Origin of the sequence: Austwickia sp. (assembly GCA_016699675.1) — a bacterium.
Classification (GTDB): Bacteria; Actinomycetota; Actinomycetes; order Actinomycetales; family Dermatophilaceae; genus Austwickia.
The window spans coordinates 636173-655761 of the sequence record CP064985.1 but is presented as its reverse complement, the minus strand read 5'-3'; the positions used below and the strand labels follow the sequence as shown (position 1 = coordinate 655761).

The 19589-nt window shown below is 73.8% G+C and carries 24 protein-coding genes; 21 read left to right on the top strand and 3 right to left on the bottom strand.

From position 1 onward, the window contains the following. Positions 1-94 precede the first annotated feature (94 nt). Positions 95-370 carry a hypothetical protein gene (locus tag IPK37_03015; protein QQS01449.1) on the top strand — a complete coding sequence of 92 codons (276 nt, stop codon included), beginning with the start codon at positions 95-97 and terminating at the stop codon, positions 368-370. Between the two features lie 14 nt (positions 371-384). On the opposite strand, the gene IPK37_03010 is transcribed toward IPK37_03015, so the two are convergent. Continuing rightward, positions 385-1107 carry a class I SAM-dependent methyltransferase gene (locus IPK37_03010; protein QQS02630.1) on the bottom strand — a complete coding sequence of 241 codons (723 nt, stop codon included), beginning with the start codon at positions 1105-1107 and terminating at the stop codon, positions 385-387. A 110-nt stretch (positions 1108-1217) separates the two neighbouring features. Continuing rightward, positions 1218-2090, bottom strand: a complete 873-nt coding sequence (locus IPK37_03005) for a hypothetical protein (GenBank protein QQS01448.1) — start codon at positions 2088-2090, stop codon at positions 1218-1220. Between the two features lie 62 nt (positions 2091-2152). Between IPK37_03005 and IPK37_03000 the strand changes: the two genes are divergently transcribed. From IPK37_03000 to IPK37_02925, 16 genes are all read left to right on the top strand, one after another. Further along, the gene (locus IPK37_03000; GenBank protein ID QQS01447.1) at positions 2153-3091 is read left to right on the top strand and encodes a Ppx/GppA family phosphatase; all 939 of its coding nucleotides are present in this window, start codon (positions 2153-2155) and stop codon (positions 3089-3091) included. After that, a complete protein-coding gene (locus IPK37_02995) occupies positions 3088-3639 on the top strand; it encodes a metallophosphoesterase family protein (GenBank protein ID QQS01446.1) in 552 nt (183 codons plus the stop codon). The genes IPK37_03000 and IPK37_02995 overlap by 4 nt, the downstream gene beginning before the upstream one ends. Before the next feature lie 63 nt (positions 3640-3702). After that, positions 3703-4641, top strand: coding sequence for a sugar phosphate isomerase/epimerase (locus tag IPK37_02990; protein ID QQS01445.1), 939 nt, complete (start codon positions 3703-3705; stop codon positions 4639-4641). Between the two features lie 9 nt (positions 4642-4650). After that, the gene (locus IPK37_02985; GenBank protein ID QQS01444.1) at positions 4651-5118 is read left to right on the top strand and encodes a hypothetical protein; all 468 of its coding nucleotides are present in this window, start codon (positions 4651-4653) and stop codon (positions 5116-5118) included. A gap of 35 nt (positions 5119-5153) precedes the next feature. Further along, positions 5154-5738, top strand: a complete 585-nt coding sequence (locus tag IPK37_02980; protein QQS01443.1) for a TetR family transcriptional regulator — start codon at positions 5154-5156, stop codon at positions 5736-5738. Positions 5739-5789: 51 nt separating this feature from the next. Beyond that, complete coding sequence (locus IPK37_02975; protein QQS01442.1) at positions 5790-6539, top strand: ABC transporter ATP-binding protein; 750 nt, start codon at positions 5790-5792, stop codon at positions 6537-6539. An 11-nt stretch (positions 6540-6550) separates the two neighbouring features. After that, entirely contained in the window at positions 6551-7270 is a 720-nt protein-coding gene (locus IPK37_02970) for an ABC transporter permease (GenBank protein QQS02629.1), read from the top strand. A 129-nt stretch (positions 7271-7399) separates the two neighbouring features. Then, positions 7400-8341: a proline dehydrogenase family protein gene (locus IPK37_02965; protein QQS01441.1), complete on the top strand. Its 942-nt coding sequence runs from the start codon at positions 7400-7402 to the stop codon at positions 8339-8341. A 36-nt stretch (positions 8342-8377) separates the two neighbouring features. After that, positions 8378-9178, top strand: coding sequence for a pyrroline-5-carboxylate reductase (proC, locus tag IPK37_02960; protein QQS01440.1), 801 nt, complete (start codon positions 8378-8380; stop codon positions 9176-9178). A 132-nt stretch (positions 9179-9310) separates the two neighbouring features. After that, entirely contained in the window at positions 9311-9805 is a 495-nt protein-coding gene (locus tag IPK37_02955) for a GNAT family N-acetyltransferase (protein ID QQS01439.1), read from the top strand. Positions 9806-9871: 66 nt separating this feature from the next. After that, positions 9872-11065 (top strand): acetoin utilization protein AcuC, encoded by a 1194-nt coding sequence (locus tag IPK37_02950; GenBank protein QQS01438.1) that lies wholly within the window; start codon positions 9872-9874, stop codon positions 11063-11065. A gap of 147 nt (positions 11066-11212) precedes the next feature. Further along, the gene (locus IPK37_02945; protein QQS01437.1) at positions 11213-11413 is read left to right on the top strand and encodes a helix-turn-helix domain-containing protein; all 201 of its coding nucleotides are present in this window, start codon (positions 11213-11215) and stop codon (positions 11411-11413) included. Between the two features lie 172 nt (positions 11414-11585). Continuing rightward, positions 11586-11684 carry an AURKAIP1/COX24 domain-containing protein gene (locus tag IPK37_02940; GenBank protein ID QQS01436.1) on the top strand — a complete coding sequence of 33 codons (99 nt, stop codon included), beginning with the start codon at positions 11586-11588 and terminating at the stop codon, positions 11682-11684. Between the two features lie 120 nt (positions 11685-11804). Next, the gene (locus tag IPK37_02935; protein QQS01435.1) at positions 11805-13058 is read left to right on the top strand and encodes an NAD-dependent epimerase/dehydratase family protein; all 1254 of its coding nucleotides are present in this window, start codon (positions 11805-11807) and stop codon (positions 13056-13058) included. A gap of 31 nt (positions 13059-13089) precedes the next feature. Continuing rightward, positions 13090-14037: an acyltransferase family protein gene (locus tag IPK37_02930; protein ID QQS02628.1), complete on the top strand. Its 948-nt coding sequence runs from the start codon at positions 13090-13092 to the stop codon at positions 14035-14037. Between the two features lie 19 nt (positions 14038-14056). Then, positions 14057-14335, top strand: coding sequence for a glutaredoxin family protein (locus IPK37_02925; GenBank protein ID QQS01434.1), 279 nt, complete (start codon positions 14057-14059; stop codon positions 14333-14335). A 16-nt stretch (positions 14336-14351) separates the two neighbouring features. On the opposite strand, the gene IPK37_02920 is transcribed toward IPK37_02925, so the two are convergent. Then, entirely contained in the window at positions 14352-15599 is a 1248-nt protein-coding gene (locus IPK37_02920; GenBank protein ID QQS02627.1) for an alpha-amylase family protein, read from the bottom strand. A 129-nt stretch (positions 15600-15728) separates the two neighbouring features. On the opposite strand from IPK37_02920, the gene IPK37_02915 reads away from it, so the two are divergent. The 4 genes from IPK37_02915 to hemC all read left to right on the top strand — a co-directional run bounded on the left by IPK37_02915 (position 15729) and on the right by hemC (position 19496). After that, a complete protein-coding gene (locus tag IPK37_02915) occupies positions 15729-16343 on the top strand; it encodes a TetR/AcrR family transcriptional regulator (protein ID QQS01433.1) in 615 nt (204 codons plus the stop codon). A 131-nt stretch (positions 16344-16474) separates the two neighbouring features. Next, positions 16475-17260, top strand: a complete 786-nt coding sequence (locus tag IPK37_02910) for a redox-sensing transcriptional repressor Rex (GenBank protein QQS02626.1) — start codon at positions 16475-16477, stop codon at positions 17258-17260. Next, on the top strand, positions 17257-18573 hold the full coding sequence (locus tag IPK37_02905; GenBank protein ID QQS01432.1) for a glutamyl-tRNA reductase: 1317 nt from the start codon (positions 17257-17259) through the stop codon (positions 18571-18573). Before IPK37_02910 ends, IPK37_02905 begins: the two co-directional genes overlap by 4 nt. Beyond that, positions 18570-19496 carry a hydroxymethylbilane synthase gene (gene hemC, locus IPK37_02900; protein ID QQS01431.1) on the top strand — a complete coding sequence of 309 codons (927 nt, stop codon included), beginning with the start codon at positions 18570-18572 and terminating at the stop codon, positions 19494-19496. Before IPK37_02905 ends, hemC begins: the two co-directional genes overlap by 4 nt. The last annotated feature ends 93 nt before the right edge of the window (positions 19497-19589 follow it).

Genomic DNA, 19589 nt, shown 5'->3' with positions numbered 1-19589 from the left:
TAGGCAGCGGCGCGCCGGCCCGCCGCCCCCGCCGCAGCGGCGCTGCCTGGCCGTGCGGTCGCCTCGTGCCGGGGCACGACGTACCCTCGGCGCCATGGCCCAGAACTCCGCAACCGATTCGCCCGTCGTCGATCCCGACCAGCCGCGCCCCGGCGAGGGGGTCCGCCCGGAGGCCCCGGCCGCCCAAGGCGTCGGGCCGACCTCGCCGGAGACGGCGGAGCGGCCGCTGCCCAGCGCCGCCGAGATCACCGACGACCTGCAGGACGCCTCGGGCGACGCCGTGAGCGCGCAGCCGTTCGACACCGAGCCCGCCGATCTCGCGGACGCCCGCGAGCGGGTCGCCTGGGACGCGGACACCGACCAGAACTGAGGTGCGCCTGGTGGTCAGTAGTGCGACCACCAGAGGTTGACCGCGTAATCCACCTCGCAGCCGGGGTGGGCGGCGAGGAACGCCGCCGCCACCCGCGGCGAGAACTCGATCCGCACGCACGCCTCGAAGTCGGCCCGGCAGTCCATCCGCCAGCGCATCGGGATCGCCTCCCGGGCGAACCCGCGGCGGCGCCAGAACCGCTCGACGGCCGCGGGATCGTACGCCGGGTGCTCGCGCCGGAACCAGCGTCCGAAGGTGCTGGTCGTCGCGTCGTTGTCGATGACGAAGGCCGTGCCGCCGGGCCGCAGCACCCGGGCCAGCTCGGCCAGGCCGGGTTCGCAGCCGGGGCCGAAGAAGTACGCCCACCGCGCATGCACGACGTCGACCGAGGCGTCCGGCAGCGGGATGGCCTCAGCGGAGCCGGACAGCACCCGTACGTCGGGTGCCCGCGCCGACCCGACCCGGCGTACCGCCGCGGCCACCAGCGGTGGGTGCGGTTCCACGCCGGTGACGCTCCCACCCAGCCCCACCAGGCCGGCGAAGACCGGCAGGTGGTAGCCGGTGCCGCAGCCCAGATCCAGCAGGTCGACGCCCGCCAGGGGGTGGATCCGCTGCATCGCCGCCAGCAGCAGCCCGTCCGGGTCGACGGCCCGGTTCTCGATCTCGTAGACCGCGGGGTGGTCCCAGATGTTCGGCGAGGGGATCGCCGCGGCGGAGGCCGCGCGGGCCCGCGCCAGGGGCGCCGCATCCCCATGGTCGGCGGGGTGGGACAGCCACGCGGCGTACGTCGCGGCGTCGTACGGACCCCCCGGCAGCCGCGGCGTCCGCCCGCACCCGCCGGTCACGATCAAGCCTCCCCGCGCGCCACGAGCGTCGCCGGGTGGACCAGCAGCGGCAGCAGGGCGCGCCCCGCCGGAGTGGCGCGTGCGGCCGAGACTCCCGCCAGGTGCGCCGCCGCGAGGTCGGCCAGCACGCCGTACGCCGCGTCCCCCATCAGCTCGCGCAGCTCCACCGCGGAGCTGACATACAGCGGCGCCGTCCCGGTGTGGGCCAGCGGCGATCCGGTGCAGTACCAGTCCAGGTCGTGCCCGCCCGGACCCCAGCCGCGGCGGTCGTACTCGCCGATCGACACCTCCAGGTAGTCCGTCTCGTCCGGGAGCCGCACCGTCCGGTAGGCGCGCCGGATCGGCAGCTGCCAACAGACGTCGGGCTTGGCCGTGTGCGGGGCGGCCCCGGTCGCGAGCGCGTGCCGGTGCAGCGCGCACCCCGCGCCCCCCGTGAAGTCCGCCCGGTTGAGCAGGACGCACGCCCCGTCGACCTGCCGGGTCTTGAGCTCGGGCTCGGCCCCGGGCTCGCCGTCGACATCCTCCCACCAGCCGTCCGCGCCCCCGGCCAGGGCGGCCTCGCGGAGCTGCCACTCGTCCGGACCGAGCGCCTCGACCACCGCGCGCACCCGCGCGAGATCGTCTGCGTCGGTGAAGTGCGCTCCCAGTGTGCAGCAGCCGTCCTCCGGCCGGTCCCGATCGATGCCGCGGCAGCCCGCGCCGAAGATGCACCGGTAATCGGACGTCAGCCACGTCAGATCGCACCGGAAGCGTTGGCCCGGCTCCGCCGGATCGACGAACTCCACCCAGGTCCGCGCGACGTCCAGTGGGGTCTCGGCGGGCTCCGCGGTGCGGTCGCGGGGGGTCCGGTTCGGGCGCTTGCCTGCGGCGGGCATGCGCGGATCGTACGTCGTACGCCGTGCCGCCCGCCCCCGACCACCGGGATAGCCTGGGCGCTATGCGCATGGGTGTCATCGACGTCGGTTCCAACACGGTGCATCTGCTGGCGGTCGATGCCTATTGGGGCGCCCACCCATTCGCGGCGTCGTCGTACAAGATGACGCTGCGGCTCTCCGAGCACACCGAGGCTAACGGCGACATCAGTAAGGCCGGCCGGGACAAGCTGGTCGACTTCGTGCGCGGCTGCACGGTCAAGGCCGAGGACTGGGGCATCGAGAACCTCATGGGGTTCGCGACCAGCGCCATCCGGGAGGCACCCAACGGGGACGAGGTCCTGGCCGCGGTCAAGAAGGAGACCGGCGTCGAGCTGCAGGTGCTCCCGGGCGAGGACGAGTCGCGGCTGACATTCCTCGCCGCGCGCCGGTGGTTCGGCTGGTCCAGCGGTCGGCTCATGCTGGTCGACATCGGCGGCGGCTCCCTGGAGCTGGCCGCGGGCATCGACGAGGACCCCGACGTCGCGCTGTCCCTGCCGCTGGGCGCGGGCCGGGTGACCCGCGAACGGCTCTCCGGCGACCCGCCCAAGCCCGCCCAGGTCAAGACCGTCCGCAAGGAGATCCGCACCGAGATCGCCAGCGTGATGCGGGACCTGAAGAAGGTCGGCGAGCCGGACCGCTACGTCGGCACGTCGAAGACCATCAGGTCGCTGGCGCGGATGTGCGGCGCGGCGCCGAGCGGCGACGGCGCCTACGTTCGGCGGGTCCTGAACCGGGACGACCTGCACGAGCTGGTGCCCAAGCTGGCCAAGCTCTCCGGGGCCCAGCGCTGCGACCTGCCCGGGGTCTCCGAGGAGCGCTGCCACCAGGTGTTGGCGGGCGCGCTGGTGATCGAGGCCGTGATGGACATCGTCGACATCGACAAGCTCGTGGTCTGCCCCTGGGCGCTGCGCGAGGGCGTCATCCTCAACACCCTCGACCAGATCCCGGTCCACATCAGGTGAGCGACCCCGCCGGGGTCGACGCGCTCGCCGACCGGGAGAGCCTCACCGTCCTCGTCCTGTCCGACACCCATGGCCCGGCCCGGTGGCCGGGCATCCCCGCCGCGCTCGCGGAGCCGCTGCGCCGCGCGGACGTCGTGCTGCACGCCGGGGACCTGTGCCGGGCGGGCGTGCTCGACGAGCTGGCCGCGGCCGCCCGGGTGCCGGTGCTGGCCGTGCTGGGCAACAACGACGGCGCGGACGTCGCCGCCTGGGGGGACGGCGGGGTGCCGGAGCGGCGCGAGTTCGTGCTCGCCGGCGTGCGGTTCGCGATGGTGCACGACTCGGGCGCCCGGGTCGGCCGCGCCCGCCGGATGCGGGCCTGGTTCCCCGGCGCCGACGTTGTCGTCTACGGGCACAGTCACGTCCCGTACGACGCCGTCGAGGACGGCCTGCACCTCTTCAACCCCGGCTCGGCGGGGGACCGGCGGGCGCAACCGACCACGACGTACGGCGTCCTGCAACTCACCCGCGGGCGCCGGGTCGCCGCGCGAATCCTGCCGCTCGCCTGACCGGCGGGGGCCCCGGACACCACGCGGCGAGGCCACCCCCGCGCCGGTCGCTAGGCTGTGGTTATGACCTCCGTCACGCCACAGAGCGCCATCGCGGTGACGCTGTCGACGTCGTCGGTCTACCCGCTGGGCCCCGAGGCGGCGTTCGAGACGGCCGCGCGGCTCGGCTATGACGGGGTCGAGGTCATGGTCCTCGGCGATCCCCTGACGTACGACCTCGGGCTGCTGCGCCGCTGGTCGGACGAGTACGGCATACCCGTCCTGTCCATCCACGCGCCCTGCCTGCTGGTCACCCAGCGGGTCTGGGGCACCAGCGAACCGTGGGTCAAGCTGGACCGGTCCATCGAGCTGGCGCACGAGCTGGATGCCGAGGTGGTCGTGGTCCATCCGCCGTTTCGGTGGCAGCGGGACTACGCGGCGGCGTTCATCGACGGGATCGCGCAGCGGGAGGACGCGGACGGCGGCCTGCTGCGCATCGCCGTGGAGAACATGTTCCCCTGGCGGGCGCGCAACACCGACGTCCAGGCGTACCTGCCCGCCTGGGATCCCGTGCCCCAGCCGTTCGACAGCGTGACCCTCGACCTGTCCCACACCGCCACCGCGGGCAGCGATGCGCTCGCCATGCAGGCGGCCCTGGGGGACCGGCTCGCGCACGTGCACCTGGCGGACGGCAGCGGGTCGTTCATGGACGAGCACCTCGTCCCGGGTCGGGGAGGCCAGCCGTGCGACGAGTTCCTCGCGCGGCTGCCGGAGATGGGCTACGGCGGGCTGGTCTGTCTCGAGGTGGGCACCCGCAAGCTCTCCCCGCAGGACCGCGAGCTCGACCTGGTCGAGGCGCTGGCCTTCGCGCGGCTGCACCTGGGGCACCCGCCGCTGGGCCACGCCCCGGAGCATCATCCGCACCGGCGCGTCACGACCATGCGGGCCGGGGCCGCGCGCCGCCGCGAGCGTCGCCTGGACCGGCGGTCGCGCCGCAAGGCCCGCCGAAACCTGCGCGGCTGAGGCGGCCCGATGGCATCGCTGCTGCGCACCGTGGTCGCCGGTCCCCGGGACCGGGGCGGGGACCTGCCGCAATACGCGGACGTCTTCGGTCAGGTCAGCGTCGGCGGCACCGGGATGTGGTCGTTCCGGTCCGTGACGGAGAAGGGTCGCGACGCCGGCAAGCCCGCCCCCGTGTGGCACCTGCGCCGCGGGTTCGGGTCGACGGAGCCGGGCCTGATCCAGGTGGGCCTCACGCTCGCGCTCGCCCACCGGCCGGGGGCCGCCTCCGACCTGGGGCAGGCCGTGATCCGCCGGCGCCGCCTCGACCCGGGCCAGGACGTCGTCGTGGTCCCCGAGCTCATGGACGCCTGCCGGGGTCTCAAGGAGCTGCCGTTGGCCCTCGTGGTGACCAGCGCGGAGGAGTGCGACACGATGCTCACCGAGCTGGCGGCCGCGACCGGCTGGAGCGTCACGGCCGCGGTGATCTCGCGTCGCTGAGCGGCGCCGCCGGACGCGCGGGCGAGAATGAGCGGATGAGCCCCCGTGGGCGCCGGCCCGGGTCGGCCGAGCAGACGCGCGAGTCGATCCTCGCCGCCGCGCGGGCGGAGTTCGCGGACAAGGGGTACGACGGAGCAAGCCTGCGCGGCATCGCCCGGGCGGCCGGCGTGGATTCGGCCCTCGTGCACCACTACTTCGCCGGCAAGGCGGACGTCTTCGCCCAGGCCCTGAGCATCCCCGTGAACATCCCCGAGCGACTGGCGGGGGTGCTGGCCGGCCCGCGGGACCGCCTGGGCGAGAACATGGTCCGCGCCTTCCTGACCGCCTGGGAGGAGCCCCGGGCGAGCGTGGCACTGCAGGCGATGGTGCGTGGGGCGATCGCCGTACCGGAGGCCGGCCGCCAGCTGCGCGAGTTCATCCTGCACGAGGTCCTGGAGCCCGCGGCCCGGCACACCGGCGTCCCGGACCCGGAGCTGCGCGCAGCCGCGGCCGCCGCGCAGTTGGTCGGGCTCGGTCTGCTGCGGTTCCTCGTCCCGCACCCGCCGGTCGTGCAGGCCTCGGTCGAGGAACTCGCGGCCCTGGTGGGCCCGACGCTGCAGCGCTACCTGGTGGAGCCTTAGCGAGCTGGACGGGGCTTGCGCTGCGGGGGTCGAGGGCGCAGAATTCATCACATGATGAATGAAGCGGCGGTGACCGTGCGCGGGCTGCGCGTCCGACGCGGCGGTCGGGACGTCCTGCCCGGCATTGATCTTGACGTTCCTTCTGGTCAGGTCGTCGGGCTCCTCGGCCCCAGCGGGGGCGGCAAGTCCACCCTGCTGCGGGCCATCGTGGGGGTCCAGAAGATCGCCGGCGGCCAGATCACCGTCCTCGGCCGCCCGGCGGGGTCGCGCGAGTTGCGCCATCGCGTGGCGTACACGACGCAGTCCCCGAGCGTGTATCGCGACCTCACGGTGCGCGACAACCTGCGCTACCTCGCGGGGCTCTACGGGGCGAGCGCGGACGACGTCCAGCGGGCGATCGAGGGCGTGGACCTCGCCGACCACGCCAATGCCCGCGCCGACGCGCTCTCGGGGGGCCAGCGCAGCCGCGCCTCCCTCGCCGGCGCGCTGGTGGCCCGCCCGGAGCTCCTGGTCCTGGACGAGCCCACGGTGGGCCTCGACCCCGTGCTTCGGCGGGACCTGTGGGACCTCTTTCACCGCCTCGCCGGCGACGGCGCCACCCTGCTCGTCTCGAGCCACGTGATGGACGAGGCCGCGCGCTGCGACCGGCTGCTGCTGTTGCGGGCCGGCCGGATCCTGGCTGACGAGACCCCGGATGCGCTGCTGGCCCGCACCGGAGCGCGCGATGCGGAGGGTGCCTTCCTCGCCCTCATCGACGCGGAAGCCGACGCCCATCCCGACGCGCGGGGGAGGGCGTCGTGACCGCGCGCGGCTTGTTCGGCACCGCGGCCCGCGTGCTCCGTCAGCTCCGCGGCGACCACCGCACGATCGCCCTGATCCTGGTCGTGCCGTGCGTCATGCTCGGCCTGCTGGCCTGGATCTACGACGGCACTCGGGTCTTCGACCGCATCGGTCCGGCCCTGCTCGGGATCTTCCCGTTCACGGTGATGTTCGTCGTGACCAGCGTCAGCACCTTGCGGGAGCGCACCGACGGCACCCTCGAGCGCCTCATGACGACCCCGCTGCGCCGCGCCGACCTCGTCGGCGGCTACGCCCTCGCCTTCGGGGCGGTGGCGGTGGTCCAGGCCGTGGTGGCCACCGCCTGGTCGGTCGGGGTGTGCGGCCTGGACGTGGCCGGGCCGCTGCCGGCCCTCGGCCTCGTCGCCTTGGTGGATGCCATCGCCGGTACGGCGTTCGGGCTGCTCGCCAGCGCCTTCGCCCGCACCGAGTTCCAGGCCGTGCAGTTCATGCCCGCCTTCGTGCTGCCGCAGTTCCTGCTGGCCGGGCTGCTGCAGCCCCGCGACGCCCTACCGACCGCCCTGCGGTATCTCTCCGATGTTCTGCCCCTGTCGTACGCCGTCGACGCGATCGAGCACGTCGCCCGGCTCGCCGACCCCTGGTCGGAGATGGCCGCCCCGTTCGGCATCCTCGTCGCCTTCTGCCTCGCCGCGCTGGCGCTGGCGGCGCTCACCCTGCCCCGCCGTACGCCCTGATCCACCGCACCCGCGCGCCCGGGACGCCGGGCACCGGGCCCTGTGCGCTCTCGCCGCATCGCGGCTAGCCTGACCCCCGACACCTGGCGGGCCTGCCGGCCCGCGAGCCGCACCACCGCAGGGGGAACCGTGCCCGACGCCAAGGCCGTGCTGTCGGCATCGCTGCGCCGGGTCGCCCGGGAGGGCCGCCTGCGCCGCTTCGTCGAGGCCCCGACCATGAGCCACGAGATCGTGAGCCGCTTCGTGGCGGGGGAGAGCGTGAGCTCGGCCGTCGACGTGGCGGGGGACCTGATCGCCAAGCGGCGCGCGGTCTGCCTCACCTCCCTGCAGCCCTGTCCCGAGGACGAGGAGGCGGCCCGGTCTGCGGCCAAGCGGTATCGCAAGGTGCTGCGCCGCCTCAGCGAGGCGGGGCTCGCCTCCGACGGCCGATGCGAGGTCAGCTTCACCCTGGACGCCCTCGGGCTGGGACTGGGGCTGGGGGGCCCGGTGCTGGCCCTCGGCCACGCCCGCCGCATCTGCCAGGCGGCGGCCAACGTCGGCGCGCTCGTCACGGTCGAGACCGGCGACCCGGCCGCCGTGGACGCCACCTTGGAGACCGTGGCCGACCTGCGCGAGGACTTCCCGTTCGTCGGGGTGGCGGTGCAGGCCGCGCTGCGCCGTACGGAATCCGACGTCCGCGACCAACTCGGCCACCGCGTCCGCATCGCCAAGGGGCCGGCCGGGGCCCGCGACGAGCGCTACGGCTCCGCGGCCGAGGTCGACAAGGCCTTCGCCCGGATCGTCAAGCTGCTGATGAGCCACCCGGGGACGCCGGTCGTCGCGACGCACGACCTGCGGCTCGTCGAGATCACCGAGGGCCTCGCCCGCTACCTGGGCCGCCCCAGCGACTCCTACGAATACCAATTCCGCTACGGCGTGCGCCCCGAGACCCAGGCGATGATCGGCGACCGGGGCGACCAGTGCCGGGTCTACGTGCCGTTCGGGCAGGACTGGTACGCCTACCTGATCTCCCGCGTGGCCGACGACCCCACCAACGTCGGCGACCTGCTCAAGGCCGCCTTCGCGCGCTGACGCGACCACCCACCGTTTCCGGGAAAGGACTCACGCATGGCTCGACTCGCGGTGCTGGGCGCCGGGGTGATGGGGACCGCGATCCTGTCGGCGTGGCTCGACGCGGGCGCCTTCGGGCGCGAGGACGTGCGTGCCTCGACGCTCGACGACGACTCGCGGCGGCACCTGTCCGACGACCTCGGCGTCCGGGTCGTCGACAGCCGCAAGGCCGTGGCCGGCGCGGACGTGGTGGTCGTCGCCGTGAAACCCGATGCGGTCGTCGCCCTGCTGCAGCAGGTTCGCGACGAGCTCGACGAGGGCGCGCTGGTCATCAGCGTCGCCGCGGGTGTGACCCTGGACACCCTCGAGACGCATCTGCCCGAGGGGACCGCGGTCGTCCGGGTCATGCCCAACACCCCCGCGCTGATCCGCGAGGGCATGCTGGCGATGTCGCCGGGCAAGGAGTGTCGCCGCGACCAGGTCGGAAGGGCCGAGGAGCTGCTGGGGCACCTCGGCTCCGTGGTCACCGTCCCCGAGAAGCAGCAGGACGCCGTCACCGGCCTGTCGGGCTCCGGCCCGGCGTACGTCTTCGCGCTCGCCGACGCCCTCGTCGAGGCGGGGGTCGTGCAGGGGCTCGCGCGCCCGGTGGCGACGGAGCTCGCCGTACAGACGCTGTACGGGGCCGCCGCGCTGCTGCGTCGCAGCGGCGACCACCCGGCGATCCTGCGGGAACGCGTGACCAGCCCGGGCGGGACGACCGCGGCCGGACTGCGCGTGCTCGACGCGGCCGGACTGCGCTCGGCCGTCGTGGACGCAGTCGAGGCGGCCACCCGCAGATCGGCCGAACTGGGGGCCTGACCTGGCCGCCCACCGCCCGGCGGAGGCGCCCATCAGGCCGCCCACCAGCGCTGTTACCGTGTGTTCATCGCGTTCTGGGACGCTCGCCCCAACGGGGCCTGGGCCCAGGAAGAAGATCTGAAAGGTTGGCCAATGACCGAAACCACCGTGCGCCGCCTCGCCGTCGGAGAGTGGAAGAAGTACCGCGACCTGCGGCTGAAGTCGCTTCAGGAATCGCCGGAGGCGTTCGTGAAGACCTACGCCGAGGAGAAGGACTTCGACGAGTCGGTGTGGCATGACCGGATGGAGCGCGCCGACCGGCTCATCGCCACGCAGGGCGGCTCGGACGTCGGCGTTCTGTCCATGCGCCCGGCGGACGAGGACTTCGAGGACTCCGCCGAGATCTTCGGTCTGTGGGTGACCCCCGAGCTGCGCGGCAAGGGCGTCGCGGTCGCCCTGTTCCAGGAGGCGGTGAGCGAGGCGCTCAAGGACGGGCACGACCACCTCGTCTACTGGGTCGGCACGGACAACGGTGCCGGGGTGGCGTTTGCGAGCGCCCGCGGCTTCCGGCCCAGCGAGGCGCGCCGGCCCATGGAGGGCGCGCACGAGGGGGAGCAGGAGATCGCGATGGTGCTCAGCCTCAGCTGAGACACGCGGGTGAACGGGTGAACGCTCGCCTTCACTCGCGGCCCGCGGGCCGATAGCGTTGCCAGCATGTCGCGGACCGGGATCGTGTGGCACGAAAGCTTCACGGGCTACAACTTCGGAGCAGAACACCCCATGAACCCGGTGCGGTTGGACCTGACCGCACGACTGTGTCGCGAATTCGGTCTGCTCGACGGCGAGGGCGTCGAGGTGCTCAACCCCGACATCCCGAGCGACGAGACGCTGCTGACCGTGCACTCGCCGCAGTACGTGGCGGCCGTGCGCCAGGCCTCGGAGAACCCGGCGGCGGCGCAGACCCGCTTCGGCCTGGGCACCGACGACGACCCGGCCTTCTTCGGGATCCACGACGTCAGCGCGCGGATCGTCGCCGGCACCCTCGCGGTGACCAAGGGCGTGTGGGAGGGCACCTACCGGCACGGCGTGAACTTCTGCGGGGGCATGCACCACGCCATGCCGGACGCCGCGTCGGGCTTCTGCATCTACAACGACGCGGGCGTGGCGATCCAGTGGCTCCTCGACCAAGGGGCGCAGCGGGTCGCGTACGTCGACGTCGACGCGCACCACGGCGACGGCGTCGAGCGGGTCTTCTGGGACGACCCGCGGGTGCTGACCATCTCGATCCACGAGACCGGTGCCGTCCTGTTCCCGGGCACCGGCTTCCCGGGCGACACGGGCGGCCCGAACGCCCGCGGCACCGCGGTCAACATCGCCCTGCCGCCTGGGGTGGGCGACTCGCCGTGGCTGCGCGCCTACCACGCGATCGTCCCCGGGGTGCTGCGCGCCTTCCGGCCTGAGTTCATCGTGAGCCAGCACGGCGCCGACAGCCACGCCCACGACCCCCTCGCGCACCTGGCGCTGTCCGTGGACGCCCAGCGGCTCACGATCGAGTCGATCCGCGACCTCGCCTTCGAGCTGTGCGGCGGCAAGTGGGTGGGCCTGGGCGGTGGCGGGTACGACGTGCTCAACGTCGTCCCCCGCACCTGGACCCACCTCGTCGCCGCCGCCCGGCACCGCGACATCTCCGTCGACGCCGACGTCCCGCAGGCGTGGCTCGACTACGTCAAGGACCGGTTCGGCGCCGACGCGCCGCCGCAGATGGGCGATGGGGCCTCGGAGAACGGGCGGATCTGGTGGCGGTCCTGGAACGCCGGCTTCGACCCCGAGAACAGCGTGGACCGGTCGGTCATGGCCACCCGGGAAGCCATCTTCCCGTCGCACGGTCTGGACCTCTGGTTCGACTAGCTGGGCTGTCGCACAGGCCAGTTCGCGTGTCATGATCTTGCTCGCCCGCGGCGTGTCGGCTGGACGGCGACGCGCTCGTCGGGCACGTCATCCCTGTTGTGTCCCCCCGCCTCGGGTGGGCGCGAACCCTGGCCCCGGAGGTTCCCCATGCCTGACCTCATGCGCATCGACGCGTCCAACCTGCTCACCGTCGCCGAGGTGGCCCATCGCATGCGCGTGTCGAAGATGACGGTCTATCGCCTCATCCACTCCGGTGAGCTGCCCGCGTTGCGGGTGGGCCGCAGCTTCCGGGTGCCCGGCAAGGCCGCGACGGACTACCTCGCGTCGGCGTACGTCGAGACGGCCTGAGCCGCCCCGCGCCTGGCGCCGCGCGGCACGCAGGAGATCGGCGAGAGCCGACGGGCCCTCGGGGAGCCGGCCGGTGCTGGCGTGCCTGGGCGGGTCGCGACCTGCGGGACGATTTCCGCGGCGTGGCGCCCGCGCAGTAGGCTTTGCCGGATCGTTCTGGAAAGGACCACACATGGGCTCAGTCATCAAGAAGCGCCGCAAGCGGATGGCCAAGAAGAAGCACCGCAAGCTGCTGCGCAAGACGCGTCACCAGCGTCGTAACAAGAAGTAGCCGGGTCGGCGCGCCGTCGCGCGCGCCGACGCTGGTGGGCCCGCACCTCGGACCAGGGGCTGCGGGCCTCGTCGTGTGCTCCACCGCCTAGGATCGGGCCAAACGACCAGGAGGCGAGGCATGCCCCGAACGGTGCTCGTGACCGGCGTGAGCCGGCACTTGGGCGCGCGCGTGGCCCGGGCCCTCGCCCTGCATCACGACGTCGGCCGGGTGATCGGCCTGGACGTCATCACGCCCGCGGAGGAGCTCGGCCGCGCCGAGTTCGTCCGGGCCGACGTGCGCAATCCCGTGGTCGGGCGGCTGCTCAACCAGGCCCGCGTCGACACGGTCGTGCACCTGGCGTTGTCGACGTTTCACGCCCAGGGCCGGGCCAGGTCCTCCCAGAAGGAGGACAACGTCATCGGGACGATGCAGCTGTTCGCCGCCTGTCAGCAGGCGACCAGCCTGCAGCGGATCGTCCTGAAGTCGACGAGCGCGGTGTACGGGTCCTCGCCCCGGGATCCGGCCCTGTTCACCGAGGACCAGACCGCCCCGCGGTCTCGGGCGCGCGGCCCGGTGCGGGACGCCCTGGAGGTGGAGGGTTACCTCCGCGCGACCCGGCGGCGGCGGCCCGAGCTGGAGTACACGACGCTGCGGCTCACCCACGTGGTGGGGCCGCACATGTCCTCGCCGCTGCTGGACTACCTGGCGCTGCCGATCGTGCCGATCCCGCTCGGGTTCGACGCCCGCCTGCAGCTGCTGCACGAGGACGACGCCATCGCCGCGATCGTGTCGTCGGTCCTCGGCCCCGCGGTCGGCGTCGTCAACGTCGCCGACCCCGGGGTGCTCAAGTTATCGCAGGCGGTCGCGCTGGCCGGGCGCCCGTTCGTGCTCGTGCCGACCACCACCGGGCTGAGCGTCGGGCGCCTCACCCGCCTGGGCAAGCTCGGCACGCTGGGCGGCCCGGATCTGGACTACCTGCGCTTCGGCCGGGTCCTCGACACCACCCGCGCGACCGAGATGCTGGGCTTCCGCCCGAAGTATTCGACCCGCTCGGCGTTCCTCGACGCCGCGGCCTCCTTCCCGCCGCCGGTCCCCGGGGTGTCCGCCGTGCGCGGGTGGGCGGGGGCGCTGGCGGCCGCGCTGCTGCCCGGCGACGGCTCCGCCCCTGCCGACCCCGAGCCGCCGTACGACGTGGCGTCCCTCGCCGAGCCGGTCGACGCGCTCGAGCCGGTCCACGCGCCCGAGCCAGCCGACGCACCCGGGCCGGTCGACGCGCTCGAGCCGGTCCGCGCGCCCGGGCCGCCGCGCCGGCGCCGCCGACCGGCCCGACACCTGCCCCCGGCGCAACCGGGCGCCACGACTGAGGAGGAGGTGACCGACGGTGCTCTCTGAGCCGCACGACCGCGCGCCGGGCGAGGAGCCGGTGGACCTGGGGGAGGCCGGCGCGCCCGGCGTCGACGAGATCGCCGAGGCCGTCCAGACGCTGATCAGCGCGCTGCGGTGGGCCGCCCGACAGGTCGGCATCCCCGATTCGGACGTCGAGGAGCGGGTGGCGCTCACGCTGGCGTTCCTGCGGCGCCGCCTCACCGGGGATTACACCGTCGACGAGTTCGGTTTCGACCCGGACTTCGCCGACAACGTGTTGTTGCCGCTGCTGCGCCCCCTGTATCAGCGCTGGTTCCGCGTCGAGGTGCGCGGCGTCCACCACCTGCCCGACACCGGCGGTGCGCTGATCGTGTCGAACCATTCCGGGGCCGTCGCGGTCGACGCCCTCATGGTGCAGCTCGCGGTCCACGACGAGCACCCGGCCCGTCGGCACCTGCGGATGCTCGGTGCCGACTTCCTGTTCGCCTCGCCGGTCGCGGGGGAGTGGTCCCGTCGCTGCGGCAGCACGCTGGCCACCCCCGCCGACGCGGAGCGGTTGCTGTCGGCCGGTGAGATCGTCGGCGTCTGGCCGGAGGGGTTCAAGGGGGTCGGCAAGCCGTTCAAGGAGCGCTACCGGCTGCAGCGGTTCGGCCGCGGCGGGTTCGTGGCGTCCGCGCTGCGCGCCGGCGTACCGATCATTCCCTGCAGCGTGGTCGGCGCGGAGGAGGCGTATCCCATCCTTGGCTACCTTCCCGGCGCCGCGAAGGCGCTCGGCGTGCCGTACTTCCCGGTGACGCCCCTGTTCCCGCACTTCGGGCTGCTCGGGATGATGCCGCTGCCGAGCAAGTGGATCATCGAGTTCGGGCGGCCGCTGCGCACGGCGCACTACGGCCCGGACGCCGCCGACGACCCGGTGCTTGTCTTCGACCTCACCGACCGGGTGCGCGAGACGATCCAGCGCACCCTCTACAGCCTGCTCGCCCAGCGCGGCTCCGCGTTCCTGTAGGCCGGGTCGGGTGAGCCCTATGACGGATGGGGACGGCACGCAGCCGCGCGCCGAGTCGAGCCTGCGGCTCGAGATCGTCACCATCCCCGACTGCCACCTGTGCGACCAGGCCCGCGCCGCGCTCGCGGACCTGGCGCGGCGGCGCGGCGAGGCGTGGGTCGAGCGCGACCTGACCGAGCAGCCGGCGCGTGAGGAGATCTGGTGGGAGCAGGTGCCGCTGGTCCTCGTGGACGGCCAGGTCGTCTGCTATTGGCGCTTCGACGAGGCCGCGGTGGCCGCCGCGCTGGACCGCCGGTGAGGGGATAACCCGCTGGTCAGCGCTGCGCCCGCGTGTCGAAGAGCGTGCCGCCCGGGCCGCGGACCTGGGCCGCCGGCGTGCCGCGCAGGTCGAGGGTGACCTCCAGCCAAGTGCCCTCGTCGTTCGGGGGCGTGACCCGGTAGACGAAGCGCTCGTTGTCGAGCGAGATCTTGCGGCTGCGGGCGCCGACGACCCACGGGTGCCGGCGGCGCAGCCCGATGAGGTCCTGGTGCAGCCGGTAGGTCGGCCAGCCGAATGGCGCGAGGTCCGCCGGCGTCGCCGGGAACGCCGGGCGCACCGCGTCGTCGCCGCCGGGCCGGTCCGCCTTGACGCCGCGGAAGGCCTGCTCGTCCCCGTAGTAGATCGACGGCGTCCCGCCCAGCGTCATCAGCAGCGTGATCGCCAGGGGCACCGCGTCGGGGCCGATCTTCTCGGCGAGGCGCGTCACGTCATGGTTCCCGGTGAAGGTCCAGGGGGTGAACTGGGTGAGCAGCTCGTTGTGCCGCTCCAGCGCCCAGGCCAGTTCGTAGAAGTTGCGGTCGTTGATGGCGCTCCAGATGGCCTTCCACAGCTCGTACTGGGTCACCGAGTCCAGCCCGCCCTCGCGCACGTAGGCCGCGTAGTCGCCGTGGATCACCTCGCCGAGGAAGAGCGCGTCGGGGCGTCGCTCGCGGACGGCGCCGATGATCGGCGCCCAGTCCTGCGGCGCCACGCGGTACGCCGCGTCCAGGCGCCACCCGTCCGCTCCGCGCTCCAGCCAGTACGTCATGGCGTCGGCGACGAGGCGCTGGGCTGGCTCGCGCTCGAGGGCCAGCTCGACCAGGTCGAAGTGCCCCTCGAAGACATACGGCTCCGGGCGCCCGTCGCGCCAGGACAGCCGGAACACCTCGCCCGCAGGTGCGCCCGGGCCGTCCGCCACCGCCTTCAGGTACGCCGGGTGCTGCGCGGACACGTGGTTGAAGACGCCGTCGAGGACGACGGCCATACCCCGCTCGTGCGCGGCGGTCACCAGCCGGTCGAACGCGGCGTCGTCGCCGAGGCGCGGGTCGATGCGTGTGTGGTCGAGGGTGTCGTAGCCATGCGTGGCGGAGGCGAACAGCGGGCCGACCACCAGGCCGTTGATGCCGAGGTCACGGGCGTAGTCCAGCCAACCCGTGAGGCGGTCCAGGCGCGGCCCAGGGGTGGGGTCCGCCTCCCGGATCGGCGCCCCGCAGAAGCCCAGAGGGTAGACGTGCCACCAGATCGCGTGCTCCAGCCGGTTCATGGTCATCCTTCGAGGGTATTCGGGTGCTCCGACATCGCCTTCGGGGAGAGTTCGGAGGTTTGGGGGCGCTAGTGAGTTACGCTCACTTACCTAACTGAGACTAACTCACTAAGGGGTAGAGTGTCCACCATGACTCGACGTACCGATCGCGCCCCGCGCCAGCGGCTCGACGAAGCGACCCGGCGGGCGGCCATCCTCGCGGCGGCGGGGCAGGCGTTCGCCGACACGCCGTACGAGCAGGTCCGCCTCGCGGAGGTGGCCCGGGACGCGGGGGCGAGCGAGGCGCTGGTCTTTCGGTATTTCGGCAGCAAGGCCGACCTGTACGCCGCGGTCGTCGCCGCGGCGATGGACCGGCTCCGGGCGCGGCAGGAGGAGGCCGACGGGCGGCTGGGGGCCGGCGCGTCGACGCGGGACCGGGTGCGCAGCTCGCTGCTGGTCTACCTCGATCACATCGCCGAGGGCGCGGTGGGCTGGGCGGCGCCGTTCCTCGCGCCCGGGGCAGAGCCCGTGACCGCGGTGGCGGCGCGGCGGGCGGAGCGGGAGCGGTACGTCGGGCTGCTCGTCGACCTGCTCGGCGTGAAGGAGTGGCCGCGCCATCGGTACGCCGTGTGGGGCTACTTCGGCTTCCTCGACGGCGCCTGCCTGGCCTGGGTCACGCGGGGCTGCCCCGAGGCGGAGCGGCACGCCCTGGTCGAGGCGGCGCTCGGCGCCCTGGAGGGCGCGCTCGGCGACTGGGCGGTGTAGTTTTGTCGCCCTCCGATGCGAGCGCCTAAGGTGAAGTACCTCGGACGCGTGTTCTGCACGGGCCGGCCCGAGCCGATCCGGGACAGGGCGGGAAACGCCAGGCCCGCGGGGTGAAAAAGGAGTAGGTGACGTTGGTCGAGGACCGCAGCGCCCGTCGTGGGCTGCCGCAGGCGACCGTGGGTCGACTCCCGGAATACCTGCACGTCCTCGAACGCCTGGTCGCCGAGGGCACCCGCTCGGTGAGTTCGGCCGAGTTGGCCGCCTCCGCCGGGGTCTCGCCGGCGCAGCTGCGCAAGGACCTGTCGCAACTCGGTTCGTACGGCGTGCGCGGGGTCGGCTACGACACCGAGCATCTGGCCGGCCGCATCGCCCACGCGCTCGGGTTGACACGGGCCTGGCCGGTCATCATCGTCGGGATCGGCCGGCTGGGGCAGGCGCTGGCGCGCTACCCGGGGCTGACGGAACGCGGCTTCGAGATCGCCGCGCTGTTCGACATCGACCCCACCCTGGTGGCGCAGCCGGTCGCGGGCTTGCCGATTCGCCCGATGCTCGAGCTGCCTCGCGTCGTGGCCGAGAAGTCCCCGGTCATCGGCGTGATCGCCACGCCGGAGCAGGCCGCGGCGGGCGTGTGCCGCTTCCTCGCCGACGCCGGCGTGACGGCGATCCTCAACTTCGCCCCGGCCGTGCTCACCGAGCCGCCGGGGGTCCACCTGCGGCAGGTCGACGTGGCCAACGAGCTGCAGATCCTGGCGTTCCACGTGCAGACGTCCCAGGCCCAGGCGGCCGAGCTGGAGATGGCCGAGGGTGCGGCCGAGGCTCGGCTCGTTGATGGGGGCCTGGCGCAGGACCCGGCGCAGCCGCAGGCGGTGCCCGCGAGCCCGACGGGTCTGGCGGGTTCGGCGGGGGTGGGCGGATGAGCCTGCTCGCCGTCGGGTTGTCGCATCGCAGCGCGCCGATGGCCGTGTTGGAGGAGGCTGCGGTCGACGCCGCGGGCGTCGAGGCGCTCGCCCAGGCCCTCGCCGCGTGCGAGAACGTCCGCGAGGTGCTCGTGCTCGGCACCTGCAACCGGCTCGAGGTCTATGCCGAGTGCGGCACCTTCCACGGCGCCCTCGCGGAGATCGGGCAGTGTCTCGTCGCCGCCACCGGGATCGAGCGGGAGCGGCTGACCGAGCACCTGTACGTCCATTACGAGGAGCGCGCGATCGCGCACCTGTTCACCGTCGCCTGCGGGCTGGATTCGATGGCCCTGGGGGAGGGCCAGATCCTCGGGCAGCTCCGCACCAGCCTGCGGCGGGCCCAGCGGGCCGGCCGGGCCGGGCCGGTGCTCAACGCGCTGGTCCAGCAGGCGCTGCGGGTCGCCAAGCGGGCGCACACCGAGACGGGCCTGGACCGGGCCGGACTCTCCCTGGTGGAGACCGCCCTCGGGGCCGCGGCCGACCACGTCGGTCCGCTGACCGGGGCCTGCGTGCTGGTGCTGGGCGCGGGCTCGATGAGCAGCCTCGCCGCCACCACCATCGCCCGGTCGGGCTGCCGGGACCTGGTGATCGTCAACCGCACGTACGAGCGGGCCGTCCTCCTCGCCGAGGCGACCGCCGGCCGGGCCGTCCGGGTCACCCGGATGGCGCAGGCGCTCACGGAGGCCGACGTGGTCGTGTCCTGCACGGGCGCGGTGGGGTACGTCGTCAGCGCGGACCAGGTCGGCGAGGCCGCGGCCGCCCGCCAGCACCGCCCCCAGGTCTACCTCGACCTCGCGCTGCCCCGGGACGTGCAACCCAGCGCGGGCCAGACCCCCGGGATCACCCTGCTCGGGCTCGCCGAACTCGGCGACCTGCTGGCCGGTAGGGACGGGGACACCGCCGCCGACGAGCTGGGGGCCGCGCGGGACCTCGTCACGGCCGAGGTCGCGGCCTACCTGGCGCACCGCCGCACCCTGCAGGTCGCGCCGACCGTGGCCGCGCTGCGCAGCCGCGCCCAGCAGGTGCTGGAGGCCGAACTCGACCGGCTGGCGGCACGCGTGCCCGACCTCGCCGAGCGGGAGCAGGCCGAGGTCCGCCTCGCCATGCACCGCGTCGTCGAGAAGCTGCTGCACACCCCGACCGTGCGCGTGAAGGAGCTGGCCGGCTCGGCCGAGCCCGGCGACTACGCGCATGCGCTGCGGGAACTGTTCGGACTCGATCCGTACGACGTCGCGGCCGTGTCCACGCCCGTCGAACCCGGGGGGCGGCCATGACGGCGCCCGCGCAGCCGTTGCGGCTGGCGACCCGCCGCAGCGAGCTGGCGACGACGCAGGCCGGCTGGGTCGCCGACCTGCTGCGCTCCGCCGGCCACGACGTGGACCTCGTCACGATCGTCACCGAGGGCGACGTCTCGGCCGCCCCGCTGACCCAGATCGGCGGCACCGGGGTGTTCGCCTCGGCCATCCGGCGGGCGCTGCACGACGGCCGCGCGGATCTGGCCGTCCATTCGTTGAAGGACCTTCCCTCGGCGCCCGAACCCGGCCTCGTCATCGCCGCGGTCCCCGAGCGGGAGGACCCCCGCGACGCGCTCGTCGCCCGCGACGGGCTCACGCTGTGGACGCTGCCGCCGGGCGCGCGGGTCGGGACCGGGTCGCCGCGCCGGGCCGCCCAGCTGCTCGCGGCCCGGGAGGACCTCGTGGTGGTGCCGATCCGCGGCAATGTGCCGACCCGGTTGGCGCAGGTCAGCTCGGGGGCGCTGGACGCTGTCGTGCTCGCCCGGGCCGGCCTGGCCCGCCTGGGTCGCCTCGAGGCCGTCACCGAGGTCCTCGACCTCGCCGACATGCTGCCCGCCGCGGGGCAGGGGGCGCTTGCGATCGAGTGCCGCGCGGACCGGAGCGACGTCCTCGGTGTCGTCCAGCCCGTGGCCGACCCGGCCGCCGACGCCGCCGTGCGCGCGGAGCGGGCACTCCTGGCCGCCCTGGAGGCCGGCTGCACCGCACCCGTCGGGGCGCACGCCCAGATAGCCCAATCGCCGACGGGAATTATTCTTCAGCTCTCCGCGTTCGTCGGTACGGCGGACGGGCGTGAGCACCTCCGGCGCAGTCACGCCGGATCCCCCCTCGACCCTGAGGGGATCGGCGCCGAACTCGCTCGCCGACTGCTGGACGAGGGCGCCGCGCGCTTCACGGGCGGCTAGCTCGGCCGGCTCACGACCGCACGCCCCACGCGCCACCCGAGTCAAACGTCCCACCTGACCAGCCTTACCCGCAGGGAGCCCGTCCGTGACCAG